Here is a 16,422-nt window from a genome sequence, read left to right as displayed (position 1 = left end):
TTTGCGGGAGGGTTACCTCGGCCCCACCAGCTCTTTCATCAAATCTTTCAGCCATACCAGCGCGGGTTGCTGGGCATGCACGGGGTGCCAGACGCAGTTGAGGTGATAATCCGGCACGTCTTCGGGCAGCGGCAGGCTTTTCAGCGGCCAGTGGGTGGCGAGCAGCTCGGCTACCATGCTGGGCAGTACCAAGAGGTGATCGCTCTGGCTGACGATGGCGGCGGCGGACATATAGCTCTGGCTGTTGACCGAGATGGTGCGGCTAAAGCCCTGACTCTTCAGATAGCGGTCGAGGCTCGCCTCCGAGGTGCCCAGCGGCGAGTGGAACACATGGGGCATGGCGATGAGCTGCTGCAAGGTGATGCGCTCCATCCACTGGGAGGGGTCATCCTCGGCACCGGCGGGGGCCGATTTGGCAATGGGCAGATCGGCGCGCACCAGTCCGGCCAGCGGTTCGGTGAGCCAGGTCTCCTTGCCCAGATACCCCGGCACCTGCATGTACTCGTCAAACCCCAGCACCAGATCGATCTCACCGCTTGCCAGCTCGGCTTCGGGCAGGGTGTCGCGCAGGATGCGGATCTCGATGGTGACCCCCGGCGCCAGCCGTCTGAGCCGCTGAATAAGCGGCGGGATCAGCACGCACTCCACATAATCTGTGGTGCAGAGCACGAAACGGCGCCTGGAATGGCTCGGCTCGAACTCTTCTTCCTCGGTGAGCTGCTGCTCCAGCAGCCGCAGCGCCTGCTGCACCCCGAGATGCAGCCGCTGGGCGCGCGGGGTCGGCAGCATCCCCTGCGGAGTGCGCACCAAAAGCGGGTCGCCGAGAAAGGTGCGCAGCCGGTTAAGGGAGTGGCTCATGGCGGGCTGGCTGATAAAAAGCGCTTCGGCGGCGCGGGTGACGCTGCCCTGCGTCATCAGGGCGTCAAAAGCGAGCAGCAGATTGAGGTCGAGCTGGTGCAGTTTCATGGGGGGATTATTCGCCGTGTTTATGGGACAATCCATCCTATTCATTTGATGGATGGGGGCGCAACGTCTTAATCTGCGACCCACTGTTATTTTTCCGGGTTCCCGCGCCGCATCGGGCGTAATCGGGGGCCTCAATCCATGCAAGGAGCCTTGCGATGAGCATCAAGACCATTAACTCCACGCCGGCCGCTGACGGCTTCACCATGCCCGCCGAGTGGGCGCACCAGCAGGCCGTCTGGATGATCTGGCCGTTTCGCCCGGATAACTGGCGCGTAGCCGGTCGCTTCGCGCAAGAGACCTTCGCCAAGGTGGCCGATGCCATCGGTGGCGCCACCCCGGTCTTTATGGGGGTGCCAGCCCAGTTTATGGAGCAGGCCCGCGCCATCATGCCCGCCCACGTCACTCTGGTCGAGATGAACAGCGATGACTGCTGGGCCCGCGATACCGGCCCGACCATCGTCACCAACGCGGCCGGCGAGTGCCGTGGGGTGGATTGGGGCTTCAACGCCTGGGGCGGTCACAAGGGCGGTCTCTACTACCCGTGGAATCAGGATGAAGAGGTCGCAGCCCAGATGCTGGCCCAGCACGGCATGGCTCGCTACGATGCGCCGCTGATTCTGGAAGGGGGCTCCATCCACGTCGATGGCGAAGGCACCTGCCTGACCACCGCCGAGTGCCTGCTCAACGAAAACCGCAACCCGCACCTGACCAAAGCGCAGATCGAAGCTCACCTGCGCGACTATCTGGGCGTCACCAGCTTTATCTGGCTGGACGAAGGCGTCTACATGGACGAAACCGACGGCCACATCGACAACATGTGCTGCTTCGTGCGTCCGGGTGAAGTGGCCCTGCACTGGACTGACGACCAGAACGATCCCCAGTACGCCCGCTCCGTGGCCGCCCTCAAGGTGCTGGAAGCGGCGGTCGATGCCAAGGGTCGCAAGCTGAAAGTGTGGAAGCTGCCCCAGCCGGGCCCGCTGTTCTGCACTGAAGAGGAGTCTGCCGGTGTCGAGAGCGGCAGCGGTGTGCCGCGCGAGGCAGAAGGCCGTCTGGCCGGTTCCTACGTGAACTTCCTTATCACCAACGATCGCATCGTCTACCCGCTGCTGGATGCCGCCACCGATGGCGAAGCCCAGCGCATTCTGGAAGAGATCTTCCCGGAGCACACCGTGGTCGGCGTGCCGGCCCGCGAGATCCTGCTGGGCGGTGGCAATATTCACTGCATTACTCAGCAAATCCCCTCAGGGAAATAAGAACCTGTTCCAAGCCAGCTGAGGTTGGTATTCAAAACCCCACTCAGTGGGGTTTTATCGCTTGATAGTGTGATGAGCGCCAGCGCAGATGCGGCGATCATCATGATAAACAGTCACCCTTTTACAGGAGATCCTAAATGATCGAAGTGACCGAGGTTTCCATTGCCGAGCTGCGTGCCGCGCTCGAATCAGGCCGCACCACAGCGGTCGAACTGGTCAAGGCCTATCTGGCCCGTATCGAGGCCTACAACGGCCCCGAGACCGCCACCAAACTCAACGCCGTGGTGGTCGCCAATCCCGATGCACTGAAAGAGGCCGAGGCTTCCGATGCCCGCCGCGCCCGTGGCGAGACTCTGGGCCCGCTCGACGGCATCCCCTACACCGCCAAAGACAGCTATCTGGTCAAGGGGCTGACTGCCGCCTCCGGCAGCCCGGCCTTCAAGGATCTGGTAGCCCAGCGCGATGCCTTTACCGTGGAGCGCCTGCGCGCCGCCGGTGCCATCTGCCTTGGCAAAACCAATATGCCGCCGATGGCCAATGGCGGTATGCAGCGCGGCGTCTATGGCCGTGCCGAGAGCCCCTACAACGCCGACTACCTGACCGCGCCGTTTGCTTCCGGCTCCTCCAACGGGGCCGGTACCGCCACCGCCGCCAGCTTCTCTGCCTTCGGTCTGGCCGAAGAGACCTGGTCGAGCGGCCGTGGCCCTGCCTCCAACAACGGCCTGTGCGCCTACACCCCGTCCCGTGGCGTCATCTCGGTGCGCGGCAACTGGCCGCTGACTCCGACCATGGATGTGGTGGTGCCCTATGCCCGCACCATGAATGATCTTCTGGAAGTGCTCGACGTGGTAGTGGCCGACGATGCCGATACCCGTGGCGATCTGTGGCGTATGCAGCCCTGGGTGCAGCTGCCCAAGGCCTCTGAAGTGCGTCCGGCTTCCTATCTGGATCTGGCTGCCAAGGCCGATGCCCTCAAGGGCAAGCGCCTCGGCGTGCCGCGCATGTTTATCAACAAGGATGAACTGGCCGGTACCAGCGAAAACCCCGGCATCGGCGGCCCGACCGGTCAGCGCATCCATACCCGCGAGACCGTGATTGCCCTCTGGGAAGATGCGCGCAAGGCGCTGGAAGCCGCTGGCGCAGAAGTCATCGAAGTGGACTTCCCGCTGGTCTCCAACTGCGAAGGGGACAGACCCGGCGCGCCGACCGTGTTCAATCGCGGCATCGTGAGCCCGGAGTTTCTCAACGACGAGCTGTGGGAGCTTTCCGGCTGGGCGTTCGACGACTTCCTGCGCGCCAACGGCGATCCCAAGTTGAACAAGCTGGCCGATGTCGATGGGCCGAAGATCTTCCCCCACGATCCGGGCACATTGCCGAACCGCGAGGGCGATCTGGCGGCGGGCATGGACGAGTACGTCAATATGGCCAAGCGCGGCCTGAAATCCTGGGACGAGATCGTCACAGTGCCGGATGGCCTGCGTGGGCTGGAGAAGACCCGCAAGCTGGATCTGGAAGAGTGGATGGACGGGCTCAAGCTCGACGCCGTGCTGTTCCCGACCGTCGCCGACGTCGCCCCGGCTGATGCTGATGTGAATCCGGCCTCCGCCGATATCGCCTGGAGTAACGGCATCTGGGTCGCCAACGGCAACCTCGCCATTCGCCACCTCGGCGTGCCGACCGTCACCGTTCCCATGGGCATCATGGCCGATATCGGTATGCCGGTGGGTCTGACCTTCGCCGGTCGCGCCTATGACGACAACAACCTGCTGCGCTTCGCCTCGGCCTTCGAATCCACCGGCAGCAAGCGTATGGTGCCGCCACGGACACCGCCGTTGAGTTGAGTGCTGTTATCTCGGGTTTGTCCGAAGATAATGAAAAACCCACCCGTTATGCGGGTGGGTTTTTCGTGTCTTCTTTATAACATGGATATTTTTATTAATCTCACAAGTTATTTTGATTTAGATGAGAAAGTAAGATCTTTAATTTTTCAAGTAGCTCATCATAAGTGATGATGTCGACATCTTTACATGAGTTTCTGAATAAATTGAAACTATTTAACTTATCTTCATTCGCAGGTTTTTTACCTGCAAGAACAATGCACTTGATTACATCTGAACTGTAGTTGCTCAGTGATTTATCATAGTGTGCATGTCTAAACCATTCATTTTGTAATGAGCTTTTTTGTGTTAAAACCTGAGTTATTGCACCACTGATTTCATAGTGTGGCGCATATACGTTATTCCTGTACGGGGCACCACTTTTAACTAATTCTGTTGTCGGTTTTTTGATTTCAATAATAGCTAAAGCTCTACTCGTTTCACCAAAAAGAAAATCCCCTATTTGATCGCCTAGACCATTTATATTCGATGGTCTTGCATGAAATTGTTTGTGTAAAAGATGAACAGGGCGAGCAAAAAGCATAGTTAGAACGAAAGTATTATCCTCAAAGAATAGTTGCCACTTTGGTTCTGATAAATCATTTTGTAACATTATTTCAAACTTATCGATCATCCCTGATAAGGTTATTCGTTCTATCTCTGAGTGTAGAGAAAATAACTCTCTTGGTGCATGGATTGAAATTCTTTCTATATCCTGTTTTACAGCCTCTATTTTTTCTTTTATATGTCTAGTTTTATCGCCCTTGCGTCTACCCTTTTCAACCTTAAGTTCAACTAATTTACTTTCATCTGAGAAAGTGAGTCTTGGAAAAGAATCGGGATCGATTTCATTGAGGATTTCATTTCTGACATGCCATTTTTTAGCTGCTCTAAGCCGAGAGCGTCTTAGTCTGTCAGCTCTGTTAAAATCTAACCTGATTTCATTTAGCTGAGATAGACTAATTTTAACTACGTTATCTTGGACATTGCTTTTACCATTTTCAACTATTTCAATAGTATCAACGCCTTTAATTAGTAATAGCTCACGCCATACCTGAAGTAACTCTTTTGATAGGCCGCAACCAAAAAATAAATCATCACAGATACCTCGAGGAGTATTTAATAATACATCCGTATATGCACTATCAGCGTCATTGGGGAGTTTTATTTCATTGTTTCTTTGGTAAATTATTTTAGCAATTCGCCCATGCTTTGGTGTCAGATATCTTTGTGTGTAAGGAGCTAAATAGGCAGGATAAGTATCAATTTTCTCACTGTAAATTGTTGCAATGTGGTACCAATTTTCTTGTGGAAAGGATCTCCATTGCCCTACCTCACTTGGTGATTTTTCAAAGGTCTGGATATATAATTCTCTACATTCTACCCCACTTACATATGATGCCTCTAAATGTATGTTTGGGGATAATATGTCATTTGAATCTAGGTTGAACTCTGGTTCTGTCATAGAATCCTCTTGTAAGATTAATTAATAATTGATGAACAATATCATACTGAGCCGCGGTTCGAATAGCGCAGCGTATTCAGACGATCGCGAAAGTAAGGGTGTTGAGGTTACGCTGATGTTCAGGGTTTCCTGCTTCTCTTGCTATCAGGATATTCGCGGTAAACGGACGATTACGCTGCGCTAATCGACCCTACATGATGGGGCTTACTGTTTTACCTCCCCCTCATCCCCAGCCCTTCTCCCCTTATTTGTGATCAAGAGTGGGAGAAGGGGGCAAATATGCTGCGCTGATTGTGCGTTGGCTCTGTGGTGCGGGTGAATATATGTGGCTTGGAATTGGCACGAACCATCCCCTCTCCCTCGGGAGAGGGTTAGGGTGAGGGGCCGCTATTTGTGTTGCAGGTTCGAATAGCGAAGCGTATTCGGACGTTCGCGAACAGGAGGTCGTTGCCGATTTTTCCGGACTTTCCCCTGACATCCCCCTGACTTCACCCAGACTTCACACAACCTCATTTTCCCCTCACAAATCCCCCATATCTTATGCCCACTGCTTAAAAGGCCCGGCTTGCCACAGGGGTGGCGAGGGGGCGGTTGGTTCGAGGGAGCAAGATGATGAAAGGTTGGATGAAGTGTGGATTGGCCGGGGCCGTGGTGCTGATGGCGAGTTTCTGGGGCGGCAGCGTGCGGGCGGCGGGGATCGAGCTCAAGCAGGTGAGCGGCCCTGTCTATGTGGTGGAGGACAACTACTACGTCAAAGAGAACTCCATGGTCTATTTCGGGGCCAAGGGGGTGACGGTAGTGGGGGCGACCTGGACGCCGGATACTGCCCGCGAGCTGCACAAGCTGATCAAACGGGTCAGCAGCAAGCCGGTGCTGGAGGTGATCAACACCAACTACCACACCGATCGGGCGGGCGGTAACGCCTACTGGAAGTCCATCGGGGCCAAGGTGGTGGCGACGCGCCAGACCCGGGATCTGATGAAGAGCGACTGGGCCGAGATTGTCGCCTTTACCCGCAAGGGGCTGCCGGAGTACCCGGATCTGCCGCTGGTGCAGCCCAACGTGGTGCACGATGGTGACTTCACGCTGCAAGAGGGCAAGCTGCGCGCCTTCTACGCGGGCCCGGCCCATACGCCGGACGGCATCTTTGTCTACTTCCCCGATGAGCAGGTGCTCTATGGCAACTGCATCCTCAAGGAGAAGCTGGGCAACCTGAGCTTTGCCAATGTGAAGGCCTATCCGCAGACCATCGAGCGGCTCAAAGCGATGAAGCTGCCGATCAAGACGGTGATTGGCGGCCACGACTCGCCGCTGCACGGCCCCGAGCTGATTGATCACTATGAAGAGCTGATCAAGGCAGTGCCGCAGTCATAAGGGTTGAGCGACAGACTGGCAGCAAGCCTTGCCATTGCTGCAATCAGCAGCCATAACGGCACACCACAAAACGCCCGCTTTCAGGAAATAAGCGGGGGTTTTGCGTTTGCGGTTTTTTTGGTGGCTGTGAGTGCGTGGCATTAACGCTGTTCAAGGGAGGGAGGCTTTCATAAGATGGCCCTCTCTCTTTTCCCTGAAAGTTATCCATTTTCGTTATGCAATACGCCTCTCTCGCGCGCCTCAAGCAGGCCTTTATCACCGGGATGTGGGCCTCGCTGGTCAGCATCGTTATCGGCTTCGCCTTCAAGGTGTGGCTGGCGCAGTGGGTCGCCAAGGGGGAGCTGGCGCTGTTCAACAGCGTGGTGGATCTGATCTCCCTCTCCTTTATCCTGATGACAGGTTTTCGCTCCTCCATGGTGGTGAGCTACTCCCAGACCAAGAACGATCGGGACATCATCAATATCTTCCGCTACTTCCTCATCGGCATCGTGCTGCTCACCTGGGGAGCTGTGATCCCCTATATCAAGCACGGGCTCCATATCCGGGTGGAGTATCTGCAACTGGTGGGGGTCATCTTCGGGCTGGGGCTCAAGGTCTACTTCACCAATCTGGTGGCCATGTACCGGATGTATACGCTCTCCAACCGGGTCACCTGGCTGGAGCCGCTGGCCAACGGTCTGCTGTTTATGGCCTGCTACTTTGGGCTCGGGATGGATGCGCTCGCTTCACTCTTCTACGGGCTGACCTTCTCGTCACTCGCCATCGCCGGTTATATGTATGTTTCGCGTCGTCGGGCCATCGCCACCAGGCCGCTGGCCAAGGTGGCGCTCGGCCCCGAGATGGTGAGCTATGTGAAGAAGAGCTTTACCGCCTCGCTGGAGGCGGGGGCCAGTATCCTGATGATCTACATCACTGTGCTGCTCACCATCCGCCACTTCAGCATCGACGAGCTGGGGGATTTTCAGGTGGTGGTGCGCCCCATCTTCACCTATATGACCACCTTGTTTGTCTTCCCCATCTACCGCTTTGTGCTGCCGGAGCTGGCGGTCAATCTGCGCAATCGCGATCACCGCCAGATCAGGATGATCCGCCGCTGGATCTTCCGCCTCTCCGCCATCGTCAGTCTGGCCTTCTTTGGCTTGATGCTGCTGGCGGGCAAGCCGCTGGTGCTGTTGTTCTTCCCCGCTGACTACGTGGGGGCGGTGCCGGTGCTGTTCCACTTCTCTATCTTCTTTATCTTTATGATGCTCAACGGCTATCAGCTCGCCTATATCAAGGCTCACGGCCACTTTACCCAGAGCCTGCTGATCCGGCTGGCAGGCATAGTGGCGCTGATTGCGGCCTACTATCTGGTGGCCGAATTCACCGCCAACGTGGTGGCGATTATCGTGGCGCTGGGGCTTGGCTATATGGTGATGTTTATTCTCTCGACCCTGGCGGAGCGGCAGATCTTGCGATCCCTGCCACTGGTGCTGGCGACCCGTTAGGGTGTGACTCGCCAAGAGCTGGCCCCTGTCAGATAACAAAAAACGCCCGTGCGGGCGTTTTTTATTGGCGGCGCAGGGCAGGCTTAACGCTTGCCCTTGCCACCCTTGTTGCCAGCGAGGGCCTGCTTTCTGGCGCGCTGCTTCTGAGCCGCCTTGCTATTGCGGCGCGGCTCGGGTTCGAAGCGGGTGAGATCCGGCTCAAAGCCGGGGAACCACTGCTGGGGCAAACGGGTGTCGAGTACCGCTTCCACCTTCTCCAGCAGCGGCGCATCTTCCGGGCTGAACAGGGTAATGGCGAGCCCCTTGTTGCCGGCACGGCCGGTGCGACCGATACGGTGGACGTAATCCTCTGCCACAAACGGGAACTCGAGGTTAATCACATAGTTGAGATCCGTGATATCGAGGCCGCGGGCCGCCACGTCGGTGGCGACCAGCGCCTGCAGGGTGCCGGCGCGAAACTCCAGCAGCACTTTTTCCCGCGCGCTTTGCGACAGATCGCCGTGGAAGGCCAGCGCATTGATGCCCGCCTTGCCAAGCTGCTGGGCCAGCTTGTCAGCCCCCTGTCGGGTGCGGCTGAAGATAAGCGCCGGTGCCCACCCTTTCACTTTGATCATGTGTTCGACCAGCGCCAGCTTGCGATCGCTGTCCACCGTGTAGACCCGCTGTTCCACCTCGGCCGCCGTGGTGTTGCGCGGTGCCACCTCAATCAGCTCGGGGGCGCGCAGCAGCACCTTGCAGAGGGCAAACAGGTTGTCGTCGCAGGTGGCGGAGAAGAGCAGGGTCTGGCGATCCGCCGGGAGCTGTTTTAGCAGCGCCTTGATCTCCTCCATAAAGCCCATGTCGAGCATGCGATCCGCCTCGTCAAACACCAGATGGCGCAGCTCCGCCAGACTCAGCGCCCCCTGCCGCAGATGGTCGAGCAGGCGGCCCGGGGTGGCGATCAGGATATCCACCCCGGCCTGAAGCGCCTCTACCTGAGCCGCGATACTCACCCCGCCGTAGACTTGCGTGCTGGTGAGACCGGTGCCCTGGCCGTAGCGCGCCACGCTCTCGGCGACCTGCACCGCCAGCTCGCGGGTCGGCACCAGTACCAGTGCGCGGATTGGGCGGGGCTCTGCTTGTGGCTGCGCAAGCAACTGTTCCAGCAGCGGCAGCACAAAGGCGGCGGTCTTGCCGGTGCCGGTCTGTGCCCCCGCCATCAGATCCCGACCCGCCAGAATGACGGGGATGGCGCGAGCCTGAATGGGGGTGGGGGCGGCATAGCCGAGCTCGGTCAGGGTCTGCTGCAAGCGGGGGGAGAGGGCCAGTTCGGCAAAGGAGGCTGTGGACATAGGGGCACCAGTCGGGGTTATCGCGGCCTGCGGCCACGATGCAGTGAGTGATCGTGGCCGCGATGGTAACAGAAGCAGGGGGAGCGGCAGAAGGCGGCTATGCCTCTGCGTCGTCCGGCAACGGGCGGATCAGCCGGATCTTTTTGCCCTCGTAGCAGGCGATGTTGTGCTTGCCCTGCTGTTTGACGTGGTAGAGCAGCTCATCGGCGAGATGCACCGCCTCGGTGACGGTGAGGTAGTCGCGAATGCGGATCACCCCGGCGGAGAAGGTGATGGGGGTGGGCAGCTCGGGGATCCCCAATGGGCGATCCAGCAGGCGGCCAGCGGAGTGGATCATCATCTCGTCATCCTCCATCCCCTTGAACAGCACGATAAACTCCTCGCCGCCCCAACGGATGGCGCTGTCCACCTTGCGGATATTGCTTCTGAGATGGCGGGCAAAGGCAACCAGTGCCAGATCCCCGACGCCATGGCCATAGGTGTCGTTGATCGATTTGAAGTTGTCGATATCGAGGATCATCAGGTAGTCGTGCTCGTGGAGCAGACTCTGGCAGAGCACATCTCTGCGTGGCAGCCGGGTCAGGTGGTCGGTGTGCGCCAGGGTGCGCAGCCGCAGGTAGATCTGCTTCCAGGCCACCATGCCCAGCAACAGCACGATGAGATAGACCTTGAATGCTGCGCCATGCAGGGCCAGCTTGACGAAATCAAACCAGCTGTAGGACCACTTCAGATAGAGATCATCCCCCGCCTTGGTGCGCATAAAGGGTTTGCTCAGGCAGAGATGCCTCGGGCTGCAGGGCTCGGCGGCTTCAAACGATATGTTGGTGCGGGTCGGGTTGATGGTGTCGAAGGGGTGCAGTACATCGTTAAATGCTTCATCGACGGCGATGTCGATACCGAGCAGTCCGTATTTGTAACCGCCGTGTCCCGACTGATGGATGAAGGGGAAGTACATCACTATGGTGTTGCGCATGCTGAAGCTATCGATCTCGATATCGGAGACAAATGCTTCATCGGTGCTGCACAAAGGGCGGCCGGGGGCAAAGCTGGCGCAACCGAAGTAGTGATACCAGGCGGGCAGGGTCATCAGATCCACCTTGATCGGCGCCAGTCTGGCGGGTAGCACATTGTTGTCGGCCACCATGCCGATCAGCCGGTAGTCATTCCAGATGGTGTAGATGTTGATCACCTCCGGATAGGAGAGGGCATAGCGGAAGGTGTTGAGGATATTGGCTGCCGGGTATTGCAGCGGAATATCGGCAAAGCGGTATTTGCTTTTGAGGTCATACCCATAGAGATAGTCGCTGCCGACGCTATTCGGGAGCGGTGGCTGATCGAGCAGATGGTGCTGTGCCAGATAGCTGGTGATGTTCTCCACCTTGAGGATCTTGGCCCGTTGGTAGAAGACCTCGAACACGTTCTTCTGTCTGGCGGTGATGAGATCCATGTCGTGCTGGATAGTGAGATAGGTGTAGTAGAAGACAGTGCCCAGCCCGGTCAGGGCGAGCAGGGCCAATCCGGCCACTTTGACGATGAACTGGCGAGCAAACGCCGGTGGCCAGCGCAAGGCTGGGGGGTTACCTGAAAATAAGGTCATAGGTGTCTGGTTAGAGTACCGATAGGGGCGCGGGCGCCATACGGGCAAAGTATACGCGAATGAAATCCCGACAGGATCCACCGACAAACCTTGCCTGAAGCTGAAGACCTCACCACTTATTTATCCCTACTCCACGATCAGCACGCTCTCACTGGCCAGATGGTGCAGCCACTCCCTGACGATCAGCAGCACGGCGGCAAAGTGCTCGTCGCGGGGCAGCAAGCTGGCTGCGAGGGGATCCCCTTCCGCCATGGCGGCCAGCTGGCCAAAGGCTTGTTCCACCAGATCCCGGTCGAGCTGGTTGTCCCCCAGCACTTCGGCCAGCGACGGCTGGCTGCGCAGGGTCAGCTGCAAGCCGGGCGGGATCTGCGGGGCGATGCGCATCAGCTCATCCTCCACCACCATGATGGCCCGCTCCAGTTCGAGTGGGGTGGGTGGCGCATTGCGAAACGGTCCGGGCTGGATGGCGTGGGTGCCAAAGGCCAGCGGGTAGTGTGACGGGGCCGCATCTGGCTGGCTCAGCCAGAGCTGACTGCTCTGTTCACCAATCTCCAGCAGCAGGGTTATCATCTCCGGTACGGGTTGTGTCATGGTGCTGAGCCCCTGTATTGTAAACGTTTTCCCATTCTGCCTTTGATACCCCCGCCGCCGACGTTTGGCGAGCACAATTTCTGCGAGTCGTCCCTCACTTTGTTGCAAACCCCTTGCAAAAAAATCCATTGGTGGCAGTCTGGATGTCTAAATGGCTTTCGCCGTTTCGTTATCCTCAGATGATTCAGGAGTTCAGATATGGATATTCGCACCGCTCCCCGTGCCATCGCGCTCGCTCTCATGCTGGCAAGCGGCATCGCCGCCGCCAACGAAGCGCTGGTGATCCAGACCGATTTCGGCCTCAAAGATGGCGCCGTGTCGGCCATGAAGGGGGTTGCCTTCGGGGTGGACCGCACTCTGCCGCTCTATGACCTGACCCACGAGATCCCGGCTTACAACATCTGGGAAGCCTCCTACCGCCTCTACCAGACCCTGCAGTATTGGCCCAAGGGGACTGTGTTTGTCAGCGTGGTTGATCCCGGTGTCGGCACCGAGCGCAAGTCAGTAGTGCTCAAGACCAGGAGCGGCCACTACATCGTGACCCCGGACAACGGCACCCTGACTCTGGTGGCCGAGCACTTCGGTATCGAGGCGGTGCGCCAGATTGACGAGAAGCTCAACCGCCTCAAGGGCTCCGAGAAGTCCTACACCTTCCATGGCCGCGATGTGTATGCCTATACCGGCGCACGGCTCGCCTCTGGCGCCATCAGCTACGAGCAGGTTGGCCCGCTGCTGCCCGCCGAAGTGGTGAAGATCCCCTATCAGCCTGCGGTAGCCGAGAAAGATGGCACCCTCAAGGGCACCATCCCGATCCTCGATGTGCAGTACGGCAACGTCTGGACCAATATCGACGATGCCCTGCTGACCAAGGCGGGGATCAACAAGGGGGATAACGCCTGCATCAAGATCCGCGAAGGGGATGTGGTCAAATATGACGGCAAGGCGCCTTACGTCAGCAGCTTCGGTGACGTGCCGGAAGGTCAGCCACTGGTCTACCTCAACAGCCTGCTGCAGGTGTCGGTGGCGCTGAACATGGACAGCTTTGCCGCCAAGCATCAGGTGCAATCCGGCGCCAACTGGCATATCAGCCTGAAGAAGTGCTCCTGATCCGCATGTATATAAGTAGAGATAGAAATAGCAACGGGCGCCTCGGCGCCCGTTTTGTTCCCTGGTAGTAAAGAAAGGGATCAGAACTCGTTGGAGAGCGCCTTGTACCCTTTGACCAGATCGATATTGGTATGAGCCACGTCTTCGGAGAATTCGGCGGCATCCACCGAAACCCGCGGGAAATAGAGGGATCAGAACTCGTTGGAGAGCGCCTTGTACCCTTTGACCAGATCGATATTGGTGTGAGCCACGTCCTCGGAGAATTCGGCGGCATCCACCGAAACCCGCGGAATATGGGTCAGATCGCTCTGCTGGTTGATGCGGGTGGTGGAGGGAACGTAGAACTCCGGCGGCAGATCGCAGCCATCAATCACCGAGTTGTGACGCACCACGGCACCATCGCCGATATGGCAGTTGAACAGCACGCTGTTGAAGCCGATAAAGACCCGGTTTCCCACTTCGCACGGTCCGTGCACTATGCTCCGGTGTGCGATGGAGGTGTACTCGCCGATGGTGACGGCGGCGCCGGATTTGGAGTGGATCACCACGCCATCCTGAATGTTGGAGTTGGCGCCAATGACGATGGGCTCCATCTCGCCGTTGGCATCCACCTCGTCGGCGCGGATCACAGCATAGGGGCCGACAAAGACATTCTCTTTGATGATCACCTTGCCGCAGATGATGGCGGTCTTGTCGATATAGGCAGATTCGTCGATGACAGGCAGATGGCCGGAGGGATTCTTGCGGATCATGTGACATCCTGTGGTTGCTTGAAATGATGCAGTGGCGCACCCGGCGCCAGGATGCCAGCTTACGCCTCGTTATTATCCGGGGAAACCCAGAAGTGGTCTGACCCTTGTCGCAAGCCTTGGTGGGAGCACTGTTTCCGCGCGCTGGAATATGGGAGCATTGCAGCCATTCCCGAGTTGGTTGAAATGGACATATATAGATGAAGAAGATAATTGCCCTGCTGGCGGGTGGTTTGTTGCTCTCCTCGGCCGCACAGGCCAAAGGGGTTGCGGGCGACTTTGATTACTATGCGCTGGCGCTCTCCTGGTCGCCAGAGCATTGTGCCATCAAACCGGCGGATCGGGACCAGTGTTCCCGCAAGCTGGGGTTCGTGCTGCACGGGCTCTGGCCCCAGTACGATCGCGGTTACCCCAGCAACTGCACCCGCGAACGGCTCGACGCCAACATGGAGCAGAAGTTTGCCGGCCTCTACCCCAGCCGTTTCCTCTATCGCCATGAGTGGGAGAAGCACGGCACCTGCTCCGGCCTGAGTCAGCCCCAATTTCATCAGCTGGCAAGCGACCTGCGCCAGAAAGTGAAGATCCCGGCGGCCTATCAATCCCCGGAAGAGCCGCTGCGCAAGAGCACTTTCCAGCTCAAGGCCGATCTGGCGAGCGCCAACCAGTGGCTGGCTCCCGACAACATCACAGTGGCTTGCGCCGATAGTGGCCGCTTCCTGCGGGAGATCTACATCTGCGTCAATAAAGAGGGGACGGATGCGGTCACCTGCTCCGCCGAGATGCAAAAGCGTGAGCGTCGCTCCTGTGGCCAGCCGGACTTCCTGCTGCGCAGCGTGCGTTAAGCCTCCACTCTCTTCATCAGGCCCCTTGCGGGCCTGATGTTCAACCATGGTTATCAGAAAGGAGTCTGAAAGATGGATGGCAACAACCGGTTTGGCCCGACAGAGCGGGCCCTGCTGCTCGGGGTGAAAGGGGTGGGGCCGACCGTTATCGGGCGGCTCGAACAGCTGGGCTACCATACCCTGGCCGGATTGGCCGAGGCCGACACCACCCATATCGTCCAGCTGGTGGCCAGCATGCTGGGCTCGACTTGCTGGCAGAACAGCCCGCAGGCGCGCAGTGCTATCGACGGCGCCATTGCGCTGGCCCGCGCACATCTGGCGGCGGATGCGACAAACGGGGTGAATGGATGAGCCTCTTTACCGAACTGGGGATGCGTTATCCCATCATTCAGGCGCCGATGGCCGGTGTGCAGGGAAGCGAGCTGGCGCTGGCCGTGACCCGTGCGGGCGGCTTGGGCTCCTTGCCTGCCGCCATGCTCACGCCAGCGGAGCTGCGCAGCGAACTGGAGCGACTTGCCCAAAGCGGCCTTGGGCCATTTAACATCAACTTCTTCTGCCATCGGCAACGGGAACCGGATCCCGTTGCTCTGGCCCGCTGGCAGCAGTGCCTTTCACCCTACTACGCAGAGTTTGGTCTGGAGCATTCAGCTGTTATGACGGCACCAAGCCGTGCCCCCTTCAATGAGGTGCACGCCGCCATGGTAGCCGAGTTCAGACCGTCGGTGGTCAGCTTCCACTTCGGTTTGCCCGCGCCCGAGCTGCTTGTCCAAGTGAAGGATGCGGGGGCCAAGGTCTTGGCCAGCGCCACCACGGTGGCGGAGGCTATTTGGCTTGCTCACCATGGCGCCGATGCCATCATTGCTCAGGGATTGGAGGCGGGTGGTCATCGCGGTCATTTCCTCTCTGAGGATCTCGCGCTGCAGCAGAGCACCCTGACCCTGTTGGCGCAGATCCTAGCGGCAACCGACCTGCCGGTGATTGCCGCAGGTGGTATCGTCGATGGCAAGGGGATAGCCAACGCGTTGCAAATGGGGGCGAGCGCTGTGCAGATGGGCACTGCCTTTCTCTGTTGCCATGAAGCGACCACCTCGACGCTGCATCGCGCCGCCATCCATTCACCAGAGGGCCAGCAGACGGCACTGACCAATCTGTTTAGCGGTCGTCCGGCGCGGGGTATCGTCAATCGTCTGATGAGGGAGTTGGGCCTACTCTCGGAGCTTGCCCCTCACTTCCCCTATGCCAGTGGCGCACTGGCACCGCTGCGTGCCGCCGCCGAGAAGGCGGGGGACAGCGGCTTCTCTCCGCTCTGGGCTGGCCAGAATGTATCGGGCTGCCGGGATCTTCCCGCTGGCGAGCTGATGGCGTGCTGGGCCAAAGAGGCTGGATTGGGATAAGCGCTTCTATATATGCCTTATACGCCTCTTTATATAGAAGATGCCGAGGGCGCTGCGCGTTAGACGCGACAGTGCGGCGATGATGGATGAGTGCCAGGCCAGTACCCTTGTGAGGCATTTATCCGGTGTAAAACGTCCTAACCCCACCTCTGGCTGTGGGTAAGTCTGTGTAAAGGCTGTGTATTGATATGAATAACCAATAAATTGCACTTTTTTGCAATTTTATTGCGGTAAAGCCTTGCCAATGTGAGCTGGATCTCTATAATGCGCCACATCGACAGGGCAAGCGGCAACGCAGAAAGCCAAGTCGGCAACCTCGAAAAGCCTTTGAAAATAAGGCTTGACTCGAGAAGGCGGTTGAGTAGAATGCCACTCCCGCAGCAGCAAAA

14 protein-coding genes are annotated in these 16,422 nt (G+C 58.3%); 8 read left to right on the top strand and 6 right to left on the bottom strand.

Annotated elements, in window-relative coordinates:
- Positions 1–12: 12 nt before the first annotated feature.
- Entirely contained in the window at positions 13–966 is a 954-nt protein-coding gene (locus G5171_RS17740; RefSeq protein WP_421260517.1) for a LysR family transcriptional regulator, read from the bottom strand.
- 155 nt (positions 967–1,121) lie between these two features.
- Between G5171_RS17740 and aguA the strand changes: the two genes are divergently transcribed.
- Both aguA and G5171_RS17730 read left to right on the top strand, forming a co-directional pair.
- On the top strand, positions 1,122–2,219 hold the full coding sequence (gene aguA, locus G5171_RS17735) for an agmatine deiminase (protein WP_128834089.1): 1,098 nt from the start codon (positions 1,122–1,124) through the stop codon (positions 2,217–2,219).
- A gap of 137 nt (positions 2,220–2,356) precedes the next feature.
- A complete protein-coding gene (locus G5171_RS17730) occupies positions 2,357–4,060 on the top strand; it encodes an amidase (RefSeq protein WP_421260516.1) in 1,704 nt (567 codons plus the stop codon).
- A 100-nt stretch (positions 4,061–4,160) separates the two neighbouring features.
- On the opposite strand, the gene G5171_RS17725 is transcribed toward G5171_RS17730, so the two are convergent.
- On the bottom strand, positions 4,161–5,561 hold the full coding sequence (locus G5171_RS17725) for a Shedu immune nuclease family protein (RefSeq protein WP_421260515.1): 1,401 nt from the start codon (positions 5,559–5,561) through the stop codon (positions 4,161–4,163).
- 609 nt (positions 5,562–6,170) lie between these two features.
- Between G5171_RS17725 and G5171_RS17720 the strand changes: the two genes are divergently transcribed.
- Together G5171_RS17720 and G5171_RS17715 are read left to right on the top strand one after the other, a co-directional pair.
- Positions 6,171–6,935, top strand: coding sequence for a CphA family subclass B2 metallo-beta-lactamase (locus G5171_RS17720; RefSeq protein WP_421260514.1), 765 nt, complete (start codon positions 6,171–6,173; stop codon positions 6,933–6,935).
- Between the two features lie 215 nt (positions 6,936–7,150).
- Entirely contained in the window at positions 7,151–8,422 is a 1,272-nt protein-coding gene (locus G5171_RS17715; RefSeq protein ID WP_421260513.1) for a hypothetical protein, read from the top strand.
- A gap of 83 nt (positions 8,423–8,505) precedes the next feature.
- Here G5171_RS17715 and G5171_RS17710 read toward each other — a convergent pair whose 3' ends face one another.
- The 3 genes from G5171_RS17710 to G5171_RS17700 all read right to left on the bottom strand — a co-directional run bounded on the left by G5171_RS17710 (position 8,506) and on the right by G5171_RS17700 (position 11,941).
- Positions 8,506–9,753 carry a DEAD/DEAH box helicase gene (locus G5171_RS17710; RefSeq protein ID WP_421260512.1) on the bottom strand — a complete coding sequence of 416 codons (1,248 nt, stop codon included), beginning with the start codon at positions 9,751–9,753 and terminating at the stop codon, positions 8,506–8,508.
- A 97-nt stretch (positions 9,754–9,850) separates the two neighbouring features.
- Complete coding sequence (locus G5171_RS17705; protein WP_421260556.1) at positions 9,851–11,320, bottom strand: GGDEF domain-containing protein; 1,470 nt, start codon at positions 11,318–11,320, stop codon at positions 9,851–9,853.
- A 156-nt stretch (positions 11,321–11,476) separates the two neighbouring features.
- A complete protein-coding gene (locus G5171_RS17700; RefSeq protein WP_182963308.1) occupies positions 11,477–11,941 on the bottom strand; it encodes a hypothetical protein in 465 nt (154 codons plus the stop codon).
- Positions 11,942–12,139: 198 nt separating this feature from the next.
- On the opposite strand from G5171_RS17700, the gene G5171_RS17695 reads away from it, so the two are divergent.
- Positions 12,140–13,048 (top strand): SAM hydrolase/SAM-dependent halogenase family protein, encoded by a 909-nt coding sequence (locus G5171_RS17695; RefSeq protein ID WP_019446189.1) that lies wholly within the window; start codon positions 12,140–12,142, stop codon positions 13,046–13,048.
- Between the two features lie 191 nt (positions 13,049–13,239).
- Here G5171_RS17695 and G5171_RS17690 read toward each other — a convergent pair whose 3' ends face one another.
- Positions 13,240–13,800: a carbonate dehydratase gene (locus G5171_RS17690; protein WP_005343397.1), complete on the bottom strand. Its 561-nt coding sequence runs from the start codon at positions 13,798–13,800 to the stop codon at positions 13,240–13,242.
- 197 nt (positions 13,801–13,997) lie between these two features.
- Here G5171_RS17690 and G5171_RS17685 point away from each other — a divergent pair, with 197 nt between their 5' ends.
- The 3 genes from G5171_RS17685 to G5171_RS17675 all read left to right on the top strand — a co-directional run bounded on the left by G5171_RS17685 (position 13,998) and on the right by G5171_RS17675 (position 16,033).
- Positions 13,998–14,639 carry a ribonuclease T2 family protein gene (locus tag G5171_RS17685; protein ID WP_421260511.1) on the top strand — a complete coding sequence of 214 codons (642 nt, stop codon included), beginning with the start codon at positions 13,998–14,000 and terminating at the stop codon, positions 14,637–14,639.
- Positions 14,640–14,711: 72 nt separating this feature from the next.
- On the top strand, positions 14,712–14,990 hold the full coding sequence (locus tag G5171_RS17680; protein ID WP_058053285.1) for a hypothetical protein: 279 nt from the start codon (positions 14,712–14,714) through the stop codon (positions 14,988–14,990).
- Positions 14,987–16,033, top strand: a complete 1,047-nt coding sequence (locus G5171_RS17675) for an NAD(P)H-dependent flavin oxidoreductase (RefSeq protein WP_421244536.1) — start codon at positions 14,987–14,989, stop codon at positions 16,031–16,033. The genes G5171_RS17680 and G5171_RS17675 overlap by 4 nt, the downstream gene beginning before the upstream one ends.
- Positions 16,034–16,422: the final 389 nt, after the last annotated feature.

It is taken from the genome of Aeromonas sp. 600774 (genome assembly GCF_049175075.1).
GTDB lineage: Bacteria > Pseudomonadota > Gammaproteobacteria > Enterobacterales > Aeromonadaceae > Aeromonas > Aeromonas veronii_A.
This window is presented reverse-complemented; position numbering and strand designations above follow the sequence as displayed.

Bases quoted from the DNA above. Each gene is read 5' to 3' on its own strand.
- G5171_RS17740 (WP_421260517.1), bottom strand. From the start codon at position 966: ATGAAACTGCACCAGCTCGACCTCAATCTGCTGCTCGCTTTTGACGCC.
- aguA (WP_128834089.1), top strand. From the start codon at position 1,122: ATGAGCATCAAGACCATTAACTCCACGCCGGCCGCTGACGGCTTCACC.
- G5171_RS17730 (WP_421260516.1), top strand. From the start codon at position 2,357: ATGATCGAAGTGACCGAGGTTTCCATTGCCGAGCTGCGTGCCGCGCTC.
- G5171_RS17725 (WP_421260515.1), bottom strand. From the start codon at position 5,561: ATGACAGAACCAGAGTTCAACCTAGATTCAAATGACATATTATCCCCA.
- G5171_RS17720 (WP_421260514.1), top strand. From the start codon at position 6,171: ATGATGAAAGGTTGGATGAAGTGTGGATTGGCCGGGGCCGTGGTGCTG.
- G5171_RS17715 (WP_421260513.1), top strand. From the start codon at position 7,151: ATGCAATACGCCTCTCTCGCGCGCCTCAAGCAGGCCTTTATCACCGGG.
- G5171_RS17710 (WP_421260512.1), bottom strand. From the start codon at position 9,753: ATGTCCACAGCCTCCTTTGCCGAACTGGCCCTCTCCCCCCGCTTGCAG.
- G5171_RS17700 (WP_182963308.1), bottom strand. From the start codon at position 11,941: ATGACACAACCCGTACCGGAGATGATAACCCTGCTGCTGGAGATTGGT.
- G5171_RS17695 (WP_019446189.1), top strand. From the start codon at position 12,140: ATGGATATTCGCACCGCTCCCCGTGCCATCGCGCTCGCTCTCATGCTG.
- G5171_RS17690 (WP_005343397.1), bottom strand. From the start codon at position 13,800: ATGATCCGCAAGAATCCCTCCGGCCATCTGCCTGTCATCGACGAATCT.
- G5171_RS17685 (WP_421260511.1), top strand. From the start codon at position 13,998: ATGAAGAAGATAATTGCCCTGCTGGCGGGTGGTTTGTTGCTCTCCTCG.
- G5171_RS17680 (WP_058053285.1), top strand. From the start codon at position 14,712: ATGGATGGCAACAACCGGTTTGGCCCGACAGAGCGGGCCCTGCTGCTC.
- G5171_RS17675 (WP_421244536.1), top strand. From the start codon at position 14,987: ATGAGCCTCTTTACCGAACTGGGGATGCGTTATCCCATCATTCAGGCG.